The following is a 15,555-nucleotide window of genomic DNA, read 5'->3' on the forward strand; positions in this document are numbered from 1 at the left end:
ATAATCCCCTCCTAATTTATAACCAATGTATTCAGCCGTTGAATAAAGTTTTCTACAAAATTCATCGCATCATCTTCCGTAGTGACTTCCTCTAACTTGTGCAAGAAAACATACCAAACGTCGTTAAATTCTAACGCAAACCAAGCCGTATCATTCGGCTCTCTCTCAATATAGCTGTATAGTACCTCTTTGCCTTCAATATTAATTTCCACGGCATCTTCCATGCTTGGTGCTGATCCTGTAAAAATATCGACAGTGACCATAGCGGATTCACTGTATAAACTTCCAAAAACAACTTCGCTTCGGTTTCTTTCTTCAAAATGCAATGTTTCTTCTTTCGTTAATTGATTATCATCATTTTGTTCTACAAAATAATAAACAGTTGCACTTATTGGTTCTCCTTTTGTAGGAGTATTATCTTGAAAAACAGTCGAGTATTTAACAATACCTGTTTTCGCTGGGAAATCTTCATGCCAAGGTACATATACGTTTGAATTTAATTCCTGACTTAAAATTTGTTCCAACTCATCTCTTTCTTCATAAACTGCACCTTGATTCGGTTGTCCATCGAAAATGACTTCAGTTACTAAAAAGTATCCTCCAATCAGTACAAACAATGCTACGAATACTGTTGAAAATACGTGATTAAAAATATTTGTATGCCTTCGTTTTCTTTTTGAGTGATCTAAACTATGCATAATCGTTGAAAATACCTCCTTTTTCTCGTTCTCGTTAAATTTGGTGGTATCAAGGCGTTGAAAAGTTCGGTCAAATTCACTTTGATCGTTATATGGTTTCATGGTTATATCCCTCCTTAACCATTTGTTGCTTTAACGCTGCTAACCCTCTAAATAGTGTATTTTTCACTTTTGTTTCGTTCCACTCAAGAACTTCCGCAGTTTCTTGAATCGAGAGCTCTTTAATTTTCCTTAAAATGATGACATCTTGATAAGAGCGTTTCAATTTTTTTAAACAACGATACAGTTGTTCTTCGTTTTCTCCCAGTTCCATAATCTTTTCAGGGCAATTCTCCTCGGATGGAAACGTTGAAAATGATTCGATCATAAAACGAATCGGTTTCTTTTTTCGCATATAATCAATCGTTACATTACGAGCGATCCGATATAACCAATTTTTGTCACTTGTTACACCTTGAAAATATTCGAAACTGTTGTAAGCCTTTAAGTAAGTATCATGAGTTAAATCCTTAGCCTGATCATGATCACCAATCATCATCAAAACAAAACGATAAATGTCATCGCTATATAATTGATACCATTCTTGAATTTTTTGTTTTTTTAAGTCCTCATCCACGTTGCTCACCTCTTTGTAGGACAACATATTATTGTCTTAGATAAAAAATTGTTTCTTTAAAGACGATCAAGTATCTAAAAAGTTTCACTTTATTTTATTTTTTTTCGTTACTCATGAGGTTACCACTTATTTTTAAAACAATTCTCTAATACCCTAGAACAAATAGTCTAATAAAAATATAAACGAGTGATGCATTTCTATTATTAAAATTTTTTAACGTACAGCAATAAAAAAAGAGTTGCACATTGCAACTCAAAATTTTTACTAAACTGCTTCGTTAGCGACACAACGACTGTCCCAGCCTGTTACACAATCGCTTTCGTTACTTCAATAAGAAACTTCTTATCCTTCACGTAAACCCAAATATCTTATTTCTCTTCCCTCTACAATGGCGATATATATATCACCTTTTTCAATTGGCTTATAGATTTTTGTTCCTACGGGTAATTTTGTTGCTGTACCTTCTGTGAAATCTTCGCCATCACTTGATTGTCTCACTATTTCTAAAACTACATTTCCCAATGTCAACTTTTTTTTTTTTACCCAATCAATTTTTTCAGCATTAACGTAAACCACTTCATTCATAAGGAAAATATCTTCTTTTTTGTTCTTGGATAAAATCTCATAAGCGGTTGGACTTCCTATATAAAGTTGTCCCTCTTCATCCATCTTCAATTGTTGCCCACTATTACAAGCAGATAACGCAATTGTTATAAGCATAAGTATTAAGAAACTTTTCAATTCATACCCTCCCTTTATTTCCTACTAATTTATATTCAATTATTAGCGTAAAGAGAAGTAGAGCTTGTTTAATTAACCTGCTTTTTACTTCAACAGTAGGACCTGCGATTACAACAGTTCCTCAACTAAAGCACTCGTTACTTTAAGTGTGCTTTTTCACAATGCTATTTCTTAGCAATTTTAAATAGTAAATAAAAAAATAAAGAGATACCGCCCACAATTACTGCTAATATAAATAAAATTAACATCAAACCTGGAAGCCCTATATTACTTAACATTATCATTCTCCTCTATAAAATCATTTTTTACACTCCTGCTCGTTAGCACCGAAACAGCAGCGACAGCTTGTTAAACTCTTGCCTCCGTTACTTTAAGTGCTTTGTTTCACATTCCAAATCAATATTAATATTTTTTAATCTTTCATACCTCACAAAAAATGGAACGATTAATGACACTAAAATTATAAAAATGAGACCTGTAGATACAATAATAAAAGCATTAAATATCGTAAATGGAATTTGATAATAATTTCTTATTAAGTTAGATAACATCAACGGAAGTAACAGTATGAAAGCTGATGGAGCATATCTTGAACGAGGAGTTAAGATATGCTTGGTTCCACATTTACTGCATTTAATAAATTTTTCGGTCCAACTATTGGACCAAAGAGATACATAGATTTTTTTCCATTCAAATTTATGATTACACTCTTTGCATTTATTGAGTTTAATTTCCCCAACCACCTTTATAAAACCAAGTAAATTAGTTTTTATGAATTCATAACTCTGTTATTTATGTAAAGCTCACATTTAGTTGAAGAAAATATTATGTAAAAAAACTTTTAAATATCTGGACTAAACTTCATCACATATGGAAAGAGAAATGAAATGAGAATTAATGAAAAAAAAGTCCCAAAAAGAGTAATGTAAAAATCAAAGGAGAATAAATTATTTAATGCTATAATTACAAGAGAGGGTGTAAAATAGAAAATCCACTTGGAACGTAAATCTAATACATAGTGTGTTTCGCATTTACTACATTGCATTTCCCATCCCTTGAAAAATACCGATTTATAAGTTTTTTTCCACCCAAATTGATGCATACACACATTACATTTTTGTAGTTTCATATTCTATCTCCTCCATTAAAGCCACCCGTTAGTTGAAGAATGTCATTCACCATTATTGTTTTGTTTGTTCGTAAGTTGTTCTAATAAATTAATAATTTTTTTGTTTTGTTCAACTTGGTATTCGGAATACTTACTAATTTTGTACAACCAACCTATACCCAAACCTATCGAAAATAGTAGTACTAAGGTTAATATATTTAATTCCAATTATTTTCCCTCCCATATTTCTTACAACAACTGCGACATATTTCACTAAACTCTCGTTAGTTTAGGTACAGTACTTCACATGCTTAAGTTACGGTAAAGTTTTTTACTGTTTACTATAAACGATTGACATTCATCTTCATACCGATTAAGAACATTAAACCTGAACCTAATCCTAATAAAATAGAGTACAAAGTGTGATTTTCAACAAATAAACCAATAAAGATAAAAACCAGAAAATAAATAGGCACCGCAAAAAGGAGATAACGTCCCAGGCTCATTTAACAACACTCCGTTCACTTTTCCACTAACGCTTATCGTTAGTGAAAAGTAAGATAAATTAATTAGTCCTTTTCATGGTCAATGGTTTTGAGTTTATAATGATTATCAAATAGTCTTTTATAGTATCTAATTGTATACTTTCCATTTTCTTCTACAAGACTCCAAGTCGTTGCTGGTACTTCAATTTTCATTTTGTAATTAGGGTCATTTTCGCTTCTTAAAATAATGTAATGCTTGTCGTCAACTAAAATTTTTTCCTCTGTCATCATACTCATTGTTATTCCAGCACTTCCAGTATGTTCATATAAATAGCTAATCCCGTACATAATTGGCATTAAAATAATCAATAATACAGCTAATTTAATAATACTAATTTGTTTATTAATTTTTTTCACCTCTTTCGTTATTTACTATCGAAAATCTAATTATTAGAAATTACTCCTTCTTGAAGTATCACTGCTTCGTTTGTTGATCAACCGTTAAATATATTTCAATATTAACATTAATTTCCTTTATTTTGGTAAAAAAATAGCGATCCTTTATTAAAGAATCGCTCACCGTTACTTGTAGAACGTCAATAGTGGTACATTTAGGTTGGCTGTAATCACATCGATTTCTTCTTAATTGAAAAAGGAAAGAAATAAAATATGATAAAGAATAACAATAATGAACTTAACATTGAAACCCAAAAGCTAAAAAATCTATCTAAATCAAATAATGGAATTACATATACGCTAGGTAAATTAATAAATAAAATGATAAACATAATATCCATAAATTTCTTTTCTACCTGATGCTCTGTTCCACAGGTTTTACATAATGTCGATTTTTTACTAAAAGGGCTCCTAATGTCTTTTTTCGCAAATTGCTGCTCACAATTCACACATTGGATATTTCTTTTCATAAAACGATAAATCACAAAAATTATAAATATAACAATCATAAAAAAGAGAAAAATTTCATCGGGAATTTCTATAGAAAAAATTACATATAACAAATTATCCCTCCCCTAAACTAAACTGTTCGTTCGTACACAACGACTGTTACAGCCTGTTTCACTAAAGCACCCGTTTGTTTAACTAGTTTTCTTCACAAGCGGTTTTTCCTTGACTAGTTTACTATTTTATAACTCTCTTTTACTTTTCCCAGACTTCAGAATGATGTCAACGCCGTTAGCTGTTCCGCCCCAAATATGGTTTTCCAATGTTGAGATATCAATTTCGGTTTCTACATAAACAGTTTTTCTTTGCTTCCCAGAAAGAGTAACTTCATGTAGCCCGTGATGATTCATTAGAGTGAGCATTTGAGGGTCATCCTCAAAACGAAAACGATCATAAAACTCTACTGTGAATTCAACTGGCTTTCTACTATGATTTACAAACGGAAGCTTACAAGAGCCTACTAATGTTTCATCATCAATTATCGTAAAATTACAATTACTTGCCTGGCGATCATAAGAAACTGCATGAATACCAGTTGCGACTGTTTGTTGATAGATACTAACTAAAAAGACTGGTCCACCCATCATAACCACAAATGCGATGAGAACAAAACGCCCTCTATACTTTTTCAAAGAGTTAGACAGTAGGAACAAACTAATAATGACAAGAAGGAGCGAAAAAATCCCCACATAATGAAATCCTCCAAAAAAACGATAAGGGACATTTAAGCTCACCAAAACAGTCTCGGCTAACGGTCGAGTATGTGGGTATGGTAAGTTGAGGAAAATCACAACTAAGATGATACCTATCGACCAATAAAAATATTTCTTGTTTTCAATCATTTCAACAACTCCCTAGTAGAAAAAGTTTGTTTCCGCTGCCTTTATCTCTCCTTTCAAACTTTGCGAACTGCGTCTCAACTTATTGTAGAAAAGCCACCCGTTAGCTTAATAACGCTTTTCAAATTCTAAATACCATTCAGGCTTATTATGTTTAAAATACCCAAGAACTTCTGTACGAGCAGGTTCTTCAAGGCTATTAAGAACATCGTAATTTATTTTATTCATTTCAACCAAATTTCAGCTAATGTTTCACCACAACTTGCTCTTATCATTTCTTCAATTCTTAAATCATTAGCAACATTAATTAATGTTGAAACAACTTCATCATCAATGAACTTGGCAAGGTAAATGGCACAGTCATCACGGGTAGCATCATCAATCTTTTCATTAATTAATAATTTTATAAGTTTTTCCTTTTCCATAATGCCATCCCTTCTGTGAATAAAAGCTCTCGTTAGTGCAATAGCTACTGATACTTATTTTTCTTTAACCTTTTTTAATAACTCTATTATTTCTTGGTTTTGTTCGATGTTTTTTCTCAATTTCCCATCAATAGATAGACAAGAAATTGCTATTACAAAAACTCCAAATGCTATAACAAATTCCATATTATCGTCCCTTTCCGTCAGTTATACAAAGTAGTTGACGTTTCAAAATACTCACAGCTTTACACCGCTAGTTTTTACTTCTACAAAGAAATGGCGATAACCTTTATTATGCTATCGCTCTCCGTTACTTGAATAAGAAAGCCACGCTGTTTTTTATAATTACATTTTCCTTTTCCATAAAGGATTATCTGTGACCACAAACGAATTAAATAGTGACTCAAATTTCTCATCTTCAAGAGAAAAAATGCTAACACGAGGCTCTGAAACTATTGATTTGTGTAGCATTTCAACTGGATTAACAACGTCATTTAAAGATAGTGCGGATAAAACCTTATCTTTAACGCTTATGATTTCGGGGAAATCTTCTAAGGTGTCATCTACTAAAAATGGTTGAGCCTTTATCATTTCGGATAATTGTCCATCATTCGAGAACTTTAGTAAGTCTCTCCAATAAGGACATACAATCATTATTTTAAGGAATTCCTCGAAGTTTCTGCCAACTTTCCCTGCTTGCCCTTCGGAACTAATATATACAACAGGTAATGAATCATCATCCCGAGAATGGAACAAAGCAAAAACACCACCAGAGGCATCTTCCGCTATTACAGTAATTTCCTCATCAGCTTTGAAAAAGTAATCATTCGAGTTTGTAGCAGGGTCTACTATTTCAAAATCATAGTATTTTGAAAGTGTATCGACAATTTCAGTGTTTGTAACAATTTTTTGAAAAAGATTATCAGTCATCAAATATAGCCCTCCAATAAAATTGTTTCTAATGCTAATATTTTGTTTATCCTTGTTCAGGTATTCTGCTTCGTTTGTGCAACAAGAGCAGCGATAACTTCTTGTGCTATCTCATCCGTTACTTCAATAAGCCAATCCAATTCTATTAGCTAAACCCTTTAGATACTCTTTATATTGTTCATTTGAATATTGGAACTGTTCATCAAAAAGGGTCTGTGCTTTTTGTTCGAAACCATTTTGTTTCAAAATAATAATTAACATTGCTTTTCCTTGTGGTCCCCACCTTTCACCATCCAACATAAAGTTGATTAGTTCATCGATAGTATCAATATTGAAAAACGGTAATATATAACCTTCCATATCTGCTTTCAACTGTTTAAAGAGTTTATCACTGATGACATTTTCGTTATATGAATACCACGCTTCCTTAGAAACATCTTTTAACTCACTTATCCTTTTACGGACAATACAATGATATTCTTTAGGGAACTTAGGTATTGGCTCATTATAGTAAATTTCATAAGCACTAGGGACAAATATTCCTACGTTAAATGTAAAATTCACATTTTCTTGATGGCTATATAAACTTGATTGAATATTGAAGCACCATCCAATTTTCCCTAAATCTTTAAAAAAATTTCTCCCTTGTTTTTTAAAACCCTTTGTTTTTATTAAGGGGGTAATAGCGTCTTTTATTATTTGGTCTAATTCTTTTTGTAGGTTAGCCAATTTACCACCTCATTTTGAATGTATATTAGTTTAATTAAACCTATTTTCTCCATAAAGCTTGTTCCACTATCCTGCTTCGTTAGTTTAAGTGAAAATATTCACAAACCTATCGTTATACTCCTTGTAATATTAACATAAAAAACCAATTCCCTTGTAAGTTTTTGTGTTTTTATCAATAAAAACGCCCACCAAATTAACGAACAATTTGACAGGCAAATTAAACTACATTTTCTTTGTTTGTGTTCTCGACCACTACCTCAGGAATTACTTGATCAGATACTCTACTATCAACACTTAACATGTACTGCCAGCAACCTCTTTCAAAAACGGGACCATTAAAGTTTTTTCCAATTTTAATATATTGTGCGTTGTTTCCGTATGAAACGCTACCTTAGTTTACTTCAATCCAAATTTTATAATCACTATTTTCTAATTCAGCAATTACTACATTATCTTCGTTAACGATGTTCTGTGGCCGTTCACCAACAAAATAGCCCGCGGAAAAATCATCGGTTCCAAAACCACCGTTTAAATGTCCGTTCGTTGGCAAACCAATATTCGTCGCACTATTTACTTGCCAAACTCCACTTTCCTTGATGATATAAGCTACATAAGTTTCGGTTTTCCCATTTAACTCTCCATGGAAAACAATAAGAACTCGACCTTCATCTACGTCAACCGTTTCATAAACATCCAAAACTTCTGCGTAACCGTCATTTTCGTAGATTTCAGTTAGCGCATCTAACGGACTGTTTTCAGTTTGGCAACCGACTAAAAATAATATAATAAATGTCATAAAAAAATACTTCATTTTTAAAACTTCCCCCGTATCCCCTGGATTTCAATATTCTTTGAAAGGCCGTCGCTAAAGTCAAAGCCCATGCTGCTATCGTTCTATTAATTTAATTCTTTTATGATAGAGGACACGAATTGTTTCGCATCGTCAAATGTGTTGCCATCTTTTAATCTATAAATGATATCATAAGCAAAGTCGTCAAATATGACGAAGAACATAGCAACGTCATTAGGATCTAAATCCAAAGATTCATAGACACTCTCATCAGCCTCCACATGTTCATAGTTGACCGTTTTCCCCTCGATCTCAATTTCTTTAAAATACATTGGTTCTTTATTTAAATTTAAAACAACGGAAAGGCTAATGATGCTCCCTGCATCAAATTGTTCGTTATGAATAAACTCAATGAGATTTGCTTCCTCAACTTCAGCAATCATTTCCTCGGTGAAATCCATTCTATCATCAGTTTCGATAAAAAACTCGACACTTATGCTGTTCGGTTTTCCACGTTTTAATTCTTCAATATTACTTAGATCACGACCGTAACCAATCGCAGATGTCCCAATAACGTATTTCGGATGTTCTGGGATGTAGATGTTCACTCCTAAAACTTCTTCTGCCTTACGTTCCACTTCTTCGTGAGGCGGTACATCTGCTTTAGTGATGCAACCTACCATTACACCAAATAAAACAATCAAAAACAACAATCCTATTTTTTTCACGACCAAACCCCTCTCAATATTTGAACTGGTGTCAAACTTTACAAGTGGATTATTCTATCCAACTGGTGCTGTGAAAAAAGACAAAAAGCTAATGATAACTATAATGAGTTGAATGAGGATCCCGGCAGAACTACAAATAAGTCCTGCGACCGCAAACCCTCTTCCAGCTTGATTTTTAGTTTCGATATCTTTTTTAGCAATTAAAGCAAGTATAATACCAATAAGACCTAGCGGCAGTCCCATCAGTGGTAAAAATATAGCTAGAATTCCAAGTGTTAGAGCGATGATCGCTAAGCGATTTGTTTGACGTTGTTCAGCCATTTAAATTTCTCCTTTTTTGGGATTTTTCTAAAAATATCGAATGATGAAATTCATTAACTAGTATAACATTTCGAACGTAACCATTTAAGAAAAAACATTTGCTAGCGGCCACTTACGAGAAAATAATTAAATTTAACCCCGCAACTAATACAACATACATCGCAAACTTTTTAATCGTCTCTCGCGGTAGCTTATCAAACATTTTCATCCCAATATTTGATCCAATAACGACAGTTACAACTCCGACTAAAAAGTAAAGAAGAAACTCAGAGTTAAAATCGCCATTAAATCCATGCAGCATTAATGAAAAGGCATTATTCACAAAAAACACAGCTTGTAAATTGGCACTATATTTATATTTATCTTTAAAAACTAGCAAAAAATAAAACACGAAAAACGGTCCACCAACTGCAAAAATTCCACCTATAAAACCGCCGAAAAATCCGAAAATAAGTGGTATGATCGGTCTTTTCATCATCGCTTCTGACGGCTCTTTTTTATTAAAGAAAAGATAAATCACCATCGCAATTAAAAACAAACCTAATAACTTTTTCATAACATCCATCTCACCAAAGGCATTTAAAATAAAAAACGATATAACCCTTCCGGCAAGTGATGCCCCTAAAAGTATTAATACCGCCTTCAACACGATATGTTTATAGTTTCTTGCAATAATGCAAGCCGAGACGACAACCGCCAACGACATCACAAATAAAGCACTTTCCTTTACAGTAAAAAAAAGCGGCAAAAACCCCATCGCAAAAAGTCCAAAGCCAAAGCCACTAACCCCTTGAATAAAACTACCGATCAAAATAATGATCACAATTAACAACAATTCATATGGCATAAAAATTAATCCTCTTTCTCTAATAAACATTTATAACAATCTATTAAATTATAAATCTAATACTTCAGCAACACCAACATTCTTAATAACGAAAAATAAAAATGGGCGTGCGAATACAAACAAAATCGCTCACCCAATAAACTCTTTTCCGAAAACTTATCACGCTCTATTTTAATAATGGTCGTTTCCATATACATTATCTAGTTCTTCAGGAGGATTGTACGTCACATATGTTCCCGCAATAAAATCATGCACAGAACGTGAATCTTCTCGTAACCCCACCATAAAGGCACTAACAATGACAGCAATTCCAAAGGTTAAAGCATAAACGAGACCTGCCACAACATTTCTCATCAACATCGTTCCTAAACCTACCTTTTCACCGTCCAGCCGTGCAATACGTACCCCGAGCACTTTTTTACCTACCGTATAACCGTACCAAAATACTGGCAATAACAAATGGTATAAAAAATCGAAAGTATCGAGGACCGTAAACCTTTCAATGTAAAACTGTCCATAAACAATCGTAGCAATAATTCCTATCACTATAAACATAAAAATCCCATCCAAAATAAGTGCAAAAAAACGAATCCAAAACCCAGCGGGATTACTTGTTAACATCAAATGCCCCCTCATATTGAAATCATGATGTACATTTAATGATAACACATTTTTCCAATTTTATGTTACGAAATTTAATCAGGTTTAAACCTTTATTACTTATGCTATACGCTGATAATCTTTCCTGTTCTGCTATCGACTCCGTTTGTATATTATATTTAAAAACGTACCAATAAAATTTCTACTAATAGTTGAAATATACATCACATAGGTCTTTAGACCTGTATCTAATTATTGTTATTTACTTTATAGTTATTACCGTTAGCCCTAGGTCTTTACAGGAGGGTTAATGTTTCAAATAGGTGATATTGTGTATTTTGAAGGTAAAGAATACAAAATTCTTTGGATATACAGCAATGGTGGCTGTGAATTAGTCGAAAGTAGCTTTGATAGTGCTCATAAAACAATTCTTGTTCATATTGATAGCTTAGATAAAGGCGTAAATAAGAAATAGCCTTTAATTTATCATTTGTTAGTAATTCTTAAATAAAACGAAATGTTTAATCCTAGGGCTAACATCCTTGTATGTCCCTCAACATTTCTTTTTATTTATTTTTTTGAACATTTTTCATCAATAGAGATACCTAAAAATAAATCTTTTACTCTACATGAACCTGGTATGATCAATCGAAGCCTGCCAAATAACCAACGACAATTTCCCACTAGAGATTTCGTCTATTTCTATTAAGAATTTATTATTTGGTCGTTCACAAATGCTTTTATAAAGAAACGTTCATTATCATTTGCGCTCCTATTATTCTCTCTCTCAAAACATTTTAGCGCCATCTCCAATGATGTAGATTCGGTGGCCGTACTTGCTGAGATGAGCTCTTTCCAGTACAAATCCATTTCATCTTTGTCACAAATGGATTCATGACCTAGCAGAAAATGATCAGCATCATATTTTTGAATATCTTCTATCATTGGTAATAATAGCGATTGTTTGTAATGAAATAAAGAGTTTGTCGTTGTCCCATATGCACTATCTCCTAAAAAAACGACTTTTTCATCAGGGATATAAATGATCGTTGAATCATCAGTGTGAGTACTTTTAATTTTTTCAAGCACACATACTTTACCCCCCAAGTCAATCGTAAGAGACTTTTCAAAAATTATATCTGCTGAGGTTAACTTAAAAGAATTTCTATTTGTTATTTCATTCTTTATAATTTCCATACACAACGGAGCTATTTTATTAGAATCTACGTATTTTTTAAGGGAAGCATCATCAAAAGAGTAGCCTCGCCATTCATTAAGCATCTGATTTGTCAGGCTATTAACGATAATAGTAGCTCCATATTCATTCATCCCTAAAAAATGATCCCAATGCGCATGAGTAATGACCAAATATTTGACTGGCGGTACATTTAAAGCCTCTATTTCTTGTAAAAATTCTTTAGCGTGTTGAACTGAGTTTCCAGCATCTATTACTAGACTATATTTTTCACCACAAACTAACCCTAATGTCGGCCTTTCTTTCTCATTTAAGTTCGATAAATAATAGATAGAATTACTTAATTGATTTAACATGATTATCTCTCCCCTTTTTATTATTTTTGGCTTCAATTCTATCGATAAAGAAAAAACCATACAGTCCTAAAATAGCGGTAAACACGACCGCACTATAAACACTGAAACGCTCTACTATTCCGAAATATTCAAGTGGTACAAGCACCATGCCAATAGGACCAACAAACATCATGCCTAATGAAACCATAGCGAAAACCGCCAACGATTTATATTGTTTATCATGCTTTAATACACCTATTATAATCAAAACGAGTGATAAGATCGACAAAATGACGACGAGTGTTGTTATGACAAATACATGCATAATATCTTGAAAAGTCCCACCATACCCGCTTTCCGATAGTGGAAAAAGAGAATATCCAATTGCTGAAACCCAATTCATTACTGCAAAAAGATAGATTCCAAGACGCAAAAACTTATTTCCTTTACCTTGAATAATGAGACAAACTAATACACTACTCAAACATGCAAATAATGCGTATATAGAAGATAATCCATTTGCTACAGTAAATGATGGTGAATTTATCGCAGTTAAATCACTTACTGCTTGACTCATCCAATTATAGCCTGGATAATACATCGCACCGACAACATCATGCAATATGTAAAATACGAAACTTATTACTCCCGATAAACAAAGCCAATTTATTAGTTTTTTTCTTTTCAACCGCAAACTAAACAATTTATCCCCTCCATTTTCATTCACATAACAACAAAAAATCGCATGTGATTTTCTTCGGAAAACTCATGCGATTTGCTTTGTGAATGGATTGTTTGCACCTCTCATCTATTATTAAATTCCTTCATAAGTTCCGCAACTCCAATAATCATTAATGCTTCTATTTCCTCTTCAGTTAAACGCTCAGTAAATTGATCGGCAATTTCCATTTGTTGCTCTACAGTTAAACCACTTTGAGCTTGACTAGCGATCGCTGTAATTTCTCCAATCGAAAATTTACTCAATACTACTTTTACACCTTCTTCTTTTGTTGTAAAAGGTAGTTCCTCTAACTTTTCTGAACTCGTTTTTTTACTTTCTTGAGACACCAATTCTTGAACAAGCTCCTCAATTTTCGGATCACTTAAAAGTTGTTCAACGATTTGTTCATCTAACAAATCATTCACAACATGTTCAATCATTTGATCAGATGTATAGCTAATAGCATGGTTGTAGCCGTAATATCCTGCTACACTAATAAAACCAAGTATGATTAAACTCAATATGATTTTTTTCATGAAAGTCCCTCACTCTACTAAGCTTTTCATCTATCATCATACAATGTACTGTTAAAATAGGAAAGAACCATTTTTTCACTTATGGGAGTGAATTTCATAATAACCTAAATTGATTCATATCAAACTATATGTAGTTACGAACGAATTAACGCAACTACATATAAAAACCTTAATGTCTAAAATGTTAAATAATGAAATTCATTAATGGAAATGATTTTTTTCGGGCATTTATAAGAGTGAATTTCATAATTACCATAAATGAGCCACATCACGCAATATATAGTTTGCGAATGGTTTTGACGCAACTATATATTGATCGTAGTGGCGGAAATATTGAATTATGAAATTCATTAATAAAGTAAAATCATAAATAATTTTTGTTAAAAAAGTGCGATAAATCGAGAAACATATCGTCTAATTATATAGAACGACAAAAAACGGAGGCAAATTATATGTCCAACCAACAAATCATCTCTGATTGGTTTCACGACTATAGTGATGATGTTTATCAATTTTTAATTTATAGAATGGGTTCTACCGACGTGGAAGATTTGGTACAAGAGGTTTTCATTCGAGCAATCAAAGGCCTAGATTCCTTTAACGGAAATGCTCAACCTAAAACTTGGCTTTTTTCCATCGCTCGTAATGTCGCATTGGACGAATTAAGAAAAAGAAGCAGAAACAAATGGAAAAGCTACTTAACCTTTGACGCAAACCAGGAACCAGTTACCGAGGAAACACCAGATACACTCTTTCAAGAGAGTGAAGAAAATCAGAAGCTATATGAAGCGATCCAATCGTTAAAACCAAATTATCGTGACGTAATAATTTTAAGAGGAATCAAAGACCTCACAGTAACCGAAACATCGTCAATTTTAAACTGGAGTGAAAATAAAGTCCGCTCTACTTATCATCGAGCAAAAAAAGCATTACAAAAACAGTTAGAACACGAGCTAGGAGGCGTTTTTAGTGAAAAATAATCATGATGATTTTGATAAAAAACTGGAGCAAATGCCAAAACCTAGTTTAAATGACGAGAAAAAACGGGAAATGCACGAAGCAATTACGGAATTTAGTCAGAAATATGAAGAAAAACAAAGGAGAGGATTTTTCATGAAACGATTTGCCGCAAGTATTGGAGGAGTTGCAATTGCAGCTGTCGCAGCATTCTTTATTATTACTTCGCTTAACGAAGAGACATTAGATATCGTCGGTGACGAGCCTCAACCGGATTATGACCAAACTGAAATTACTGGAGACGAACCTAACGAAAGAGAAGAAGACGCTACTGATCAAAAAAAAGATGAAACTGGCAATGAAAAATCAGACGATCAAAAACAAGATCCAGATGAATACGTCGTTAACCCACTTCAAAAATACGATGTTTTTTCAGATTACAACCTCTATCATCCGAGCTATTTAAGTGAAGCAAGAGAGTTTTATCAAAGTGAAAACACCGATTATGTGTTAGCTTACGGTCATCAAGCACACGCCGTTACTAGATACGAACTCTTTGCTGTAAAAGAAGACGAGGTCACAATCATCCGCAGTGTCGTTGATGACGCTGACTACGAAAGAATTGAATCAATCCTTCATTTAGATAACTGGAAAGAAGCGATGATCGAATATTTACTTGACGAAGCCGAACCTATCGAAGAAACCTTCTTCACTTACGATGAGCAACAATCTAAAGAAGAAGTAACTGTCGAAGGACAAACGTATATGTTATACCCGGTCGTTATTGATGATGAAAAAACTTTCTATTTTAAAGAAGGTGAAGGCATCTGGGTTAAATTTTATAGTGATCAAGCAACGATTGACATGTACGGTGAGGAACAAAAAGTGTTCCGTATCAACGAAAATGAATAAGCTAATAATTGAAAAATTATAATTAGAAAGCCGATTCGGCATGGGCGACGTTACGTTTGCTCGTGCCGGACCGGTTTTT

Annotated in this window: 25 protein-coding genes; 3 read left to right on the plus strand and 22 right to left on the minus strand. The window is 33.1% G+C overall.

The annotated features are described in order from the left end of the window. Positions 1–11 precede the first annotated feature (11 nt). From BKP35_RS00405 to BKP35_RS00475, 19 genes are all read right to left on the minus strand, one after another. A complete protein-coding gene (locus BKP35_RS00405) occupies positions 12–800 on the minus strand; it encodes a hypothetical protein (RefSeq protein ID WP_071311416.1) in 789 nt (262 codons plus the stop codon). Continuing rightward, positions 787–1,314: an RNA polymerase sigma factor gene (locus BKP35_RS00410; RefSeq protein WP_245741814.1), complete on the minus strand. Its 528-nt coding sequence runs from the start codon at positions 1,312–1,314 to the stop codon at positions 787–789. The genes BKP35_RS00405 and BKP35_RS00410 overlap by 14 nt, the downstream gene beginning before the upstream one ends. Positions 1,315–1,656: 342 nt before the next feature. Then, positions 1,657–2,055: a hypothetical protein gene (locus BKP35_RS00415; protein ID WP_071311418.1), complete on the minus strand. Its 399-nt coding sequence runs from the start codon at positions 2,053–2,055 to the stop codon at positions 1,657–1,659. Between the two features lie 365 nt (positions 2,056–2,420). Beyond that, positions 2,421–2,798 carry a TIGR04104 family putative zinc finger protein gene (locus tag BKP35_RS20225; protein WP_169819102.1) on the minus strand — a complete coding sequence of 126 codons (378 nt, stop codon included), beginning with the start codon at positions 2,796–2,798 and terminating at the stop codon, positions 2,421–2,423. Between the two features lie 98 nt (positions 2,799–2,896). After that, positions 2,897–3,184: a TIGR04104 family putative zinc finger protein gene (locus BKP35_RS20230; RefSeq protein ID WP_071311419.1), complete on the minus strand. Its 288-nt coding sequence runs from the start codon at positions 3,182–3,184 to the stop codon at positions 2,897–2,899. Positions 3,185–3,226: 42 nt separating this feature from the next. Further along, complete coding sequence (locus BKP35_RS19260) at positions 3,227–3,391, minus strand: hypothetical protein (RefSeq protein ID WP_169819103.1); 165 nt, start codon at positions 3,389–3,391, stop codon at positions 3,227–3,229. A 113-nt stretch (positions 3,392–3,504) separates the two neighbouring features. After that, positions 3,505–3,669 carry a hypothetical protein gene (locus BKP35_RS19265; protein WP_169819104.1) on the minus strand — a complete coding sequence of 55 codons (165 nt, stop codon included), beginning with the start codon at positions 3,667–3,669 and terminating at the stop codon, positions 3,505–3,507. Positions 3,670–3,732: 63 nt separating this feature from the next. Further along, positions 3,733–4,065: a hypothetical protein gene (locus BKP35_RS00425; RefSeq protein WP_071311420.1), complete on the minus strand. Its 333-nt coding sequence runs from the start codon at positions 4,063–4,065 to the stop codon at positions 3,733–3,735. 209 nt (positions 4,066–4,274) lie between these two features. Then, positions 4,275–4,667 (minus strand): hypothetical protein, encoded by a 393-nt coding sequence (locus BKP35_RS00430; RefSeq protein ID WP_071311421.1) that lies wholly within the window; start codon positions 4,665–4,667, stop codon positions 4,275–4,277. A gap of 126 nt (positions 4,668–4,793) precedes the next feature. Then, the gene (locus tag BKP35_RS00435; protein ID WP_071311422.1) at positions 4,794–5,453 is read right to left on the minus strand and encodes a hypothetical protein; all 660 of its coding nucleotides are present in this window, start codon (positions 5,451–5,453) and stop codon (positions 4,794–4,796) included. A 221-nt stretch (positions 5,454–5,674) separates the two neighbouring features. Continuing rightward, entirely contained in the window at positions 5,675–5,875 is a 201-nt protein-coding gene (locus BKP35_RS00440; RefSeq protein ID WP_071311423.1) for a hypothetical protein, read from the minus strand. A gap of 54 nt (positions 5,876–5,929) precedes the next feature. Next, positions 5,930–6,061, minus strand: coding sequence for a hypothetical protein (locus BKP35_RS20025; RefSeq protein WP_281244165.1), 132 nt, complete (start codon positions 6,059–6,061; stop codon positions 5,930–5,932). A 159-nt stretch (positions 6,062–6,220) separates the two neighbouring features. Further along, entirely contained in the window at positions 6,221–6,805 is a 585-nt protein-coding gene (locus BKP35_RS00445; protein ID WP_071311424.1) for a hypothetical protein, read from the minus strand. A gap of 123 nt (positions 6,806–6,928) precedes the next feature. Further along, positions 6,929–7,534 (minus strand): DUF4304 domain-containing protein, encoded by a 606-nt coding sequence (locus BKP35_RS00450; RefSeq protein ID WP_071311425.1) that lies wholly within the window; start codon positions 7,532–7,534, stop codon positions 6,929–6,931. 391 nt (positions 7,535–7,925) lie between these two features. Next, on the minus strand, positions 7,926–8,345 hold the full coding sequence (locus BKP35_RS00455) for a hypothetical protein (RefSeq protein ID WP_071311426.1): 420 nt from the start codon (positions 8,343–8,345) through the stop codon (positions 7,926–7,928). 86 nt (positions 8,346–8,431) lie between these two features. Then, positions 8,432–9,052, minus strand: a complete 621-nt coding sequence (locus BKP35_RS00460) for a hypothetical protein (protein ID WP_071311427.1) — start codon at positions 9,050–9,052, stop codon at positions 8,432–8,434. Positions 9,053–9,106: 54 nt separating this feature from the next. After that, positions 9,107–9,373 carry a DUF4190 domain-containing protein gene (locus BKP35_RS00465; RefSeq protein ID WP_071311428.1) on the minus strand — a complete coding sequence of 89 codons (267 nt, stop codon included), beginning with the start codon at positions 9,371–9,373 and terminating at the stop codon, positions 9,107–9,109. Between the two features lie 112 nt (positions 9,374–9,485). Beyond that, positions 9,486–10,250, minus strand: coding sequence for a sulfite exporter TauE/SafE family protein (locus BKP35_RS00470; RefSeq protein ID WP_245741815.1), 765 nt, complete (start codon positions 10,248–10,250; stop codon positions 9,486–9,488). 141 nt (positions 10,251–10,391) lie between these two features. Further along, entirely contained in the window at positions 10,392–10,841 is a 450-nt protein-coding gene (locus BKP35_RS00475; protein ID WP_071311430.1) for an RDD family protein, read from the minus strand. A gap of 289 nt (positions 10,842–11,130) precedes the next feature. On the opposite strand from BKP35_RS00475, the gene BKP35_RS19270 reads away from it, so the two are divergent. Continuing rightward, a complete protein-coding gene (locus BKP35_RS19270; protein WP_169819105.1) occupies positions 11,131–11,295 on the plus strand; it encodes a hypothetical protein in 165 nt (54 codons plus the stop codon). A 230-nt stretch (positions 11,296–11,525) separates the two neighbouring features. On the opposite strand, the gene BKP35_RS00480 is transcribed toward BKP35_RS19270, so the two are convergent. The 3 genes from BKP35_RS00480 to BKP35_RS00490 all read right to left on the minus strand — a co-directional run bounded on the left by BKP35_RS00480 (position 11,526) and on the right by BKP35_RS00490 (position 13,607). Next, positions 11,526–12,371, minus strand: a complete 846-nt coding sequence (locus BKP35_RS00480; RefSeq protein ID WP_071311431.1) for an MBL fold metallo-hydrolase — start codon at positions 12,369–12,371, stop codon at positions 11,526–11,528. After that, the gene (locus BKP35_RS00485) at positions 12,352–13,038 is read right to left on the minus strand and encodes a DUF998 domain-containing protein (protein ID WP_084031438.1); all 687 of its coding nucleotides are present in this window, start codon (positions 13,036–13,038) and stop codon (positions 12,352–12,354) included. The genes BKP35_RS00480 and BKP35_RS00485 overlap by 20 nt, the downstream gene beginning before the upstream one ends. A gap of 116 nt (positions 13,039–13,154) precedes the next feature. Then, positions 13,155–13,607: a hypothetical protein gene (locus BKP35_RS00490; RefSeq protein WP_071311432.1), complete on the minus strand. Its 453-nt coding sequence runs from the start codon at positions 13,605–13,607 to the stop codon at positions 13,155–13,157. A 452-nt stretch (positions 13,608–14,059) separates the two neighbouring features. Here BKP35_RS00490 and BKP35_RS00495 point away from each other — a divergent pair, with 452 nt between their 5' ends. Next, positions 14,060–14,587, plus strand: coding sequence for an RNA polymerase sigma factor (locus BKP35_RS00495; RefSeq protein ID WP_071311433.1), 528 nt, complete (start codon positions 14,060–14,062; stop codon positions 14,585–14,587). Further along, positions 14,577–15,476 (plus strand): hypothetical protein, encoded by a 900-nt coding sequence (locus tag BKP35_RS00500; RefSeq protein ID WP_071311434.1) that lies wholly within the window; start codon positions 14,577–14,579, stop codon positions 15,474–15,476. Before BKP35_RS00495 ends, BKP35_RS00500 begins: the two co-directional genes overlap by 11 nt. The last annotated feature ends 79 nt before the right edge of the window (positions 15,477–15,555 follow it).

Source organism: Anaerobacillus arseniciselenatis, from assembly GCF_001865995.1.
In the GTDB taxonomy this organism is placed as follows: Bacteria; Bacillota; Bacilli; order Bacillales; family Anaerobacillaceae; genus Anaerobacillus; species Anaerobacillus arseniciselenatis.

Excerpts from the sequence above, each read along its gene's own strand:
- BKP35_RS19265 (WP_169819104.1), bottom strand. The coding sequence starts at position 3,669 with ATGAGCCTGGGACGTTATCTCCTTTTTGCGGTGCCTATTTATTTTCTG.
- BKP35_RS00475 (WP_071311430.1), bottom strand. The coding sequence starts at position 10,841 with ATGTTAACAAGTAATCCCGCTGGGTTTTGGATTCGTTTTTTTGCACTT.
- BKP35_RS20025 (WP_281244165.1), bottom strand. The coding sequence starts at position 6,061 with ATGGAATTTGTTATAGCATTTGGAGTTTTTGTAATAGCAATTTCTTGT.
- BKP35_RS00440 (WP_071311423.1), bottom strand. The coding sequence starts at position 5,875 with ATGGAAAAGGAAAAACTTATAAAATTATTAATTAATGAAAAGATTGAT.
- BKP35_RS20230 (WP_071311419.1), bottom strand. The coding sequence starts at position 3,184 with ATGAAACTACAAAAATGTAATGTGTGTATGCATCAATTTGGGTGGAAA.
- BKP35_RS00445 (WP_071311424.1), bottom strand. The coding sequence starts at position 6,805 with ATGACTGATAATCTTTTTCAAAAAATTGTTACAAACACTGAAATTGTC.
- BKP35_RS00470 (WP_245741815.1), bottom strand. The coding sequence starts at position 10,250 with ATGTTTATTAGAGAAAGAGGATTAATTTTTATGCCATATGAATTGTTG.
- BKP35_RS00465 (WP_071311428.1), bottom strand. The coding sequence starts at position 9,373 with ATGGCTGAACAACGTCAAACAAATCGCTTAGCGATCATCGCTCTAACA.
- BKP35_RS00455 (WP_071311426.1), bottom strand. The coding sequence starts at position 8,345 with ATGAAGTATTTTTTTATGACATTTATTATATTATTTTTAGTCGGTTGC.
- BKP35_RS00495 (WP_071311433.1), top strand. The coding sequence starts at position 14,060 with ATGTCCAACCAACAAATCATCTCTGATTGGTTTCACGACTATAGTGAT.
- BKP35_RS00480 (WP_071311431.1), bottom strand. The coding sequence starts at position 12,371 with ATGTTAAATCAATTAAGTAATTCTATCTATTATTTATCGAACTTAAAT.
- BKP35_RS00405 (WP_071311416.1), bottom strand. The coding sequence starts at position 800 with ATGAAACCATATAACGATCAAAGTGAATTTGACCGAACTTTTCAACGC.
- BKP35_RS00490 (WP_071311432.1), bottom strand. The coding sequence starts at position 13,607 with ATGAAAAAAATCATATTGAGTTTAATCATACTTGGTTTTATTAGTGTA.
- BKP35_RS19270 (WP_169819105.1), top strand. The coding sequence starts at position 11,131 with ATGTTTCAAATAGGTGATATTGTGTATTTTGAAGGTAAAGAATACAAA.
- BKP35_RS00435 (WP_071311422.1), bottom strand. The coding sequence starts at position 5,453 with ATGATTGAAAACAAGAAATATTTTTATTGGTCGATAGGTATCATCTTA.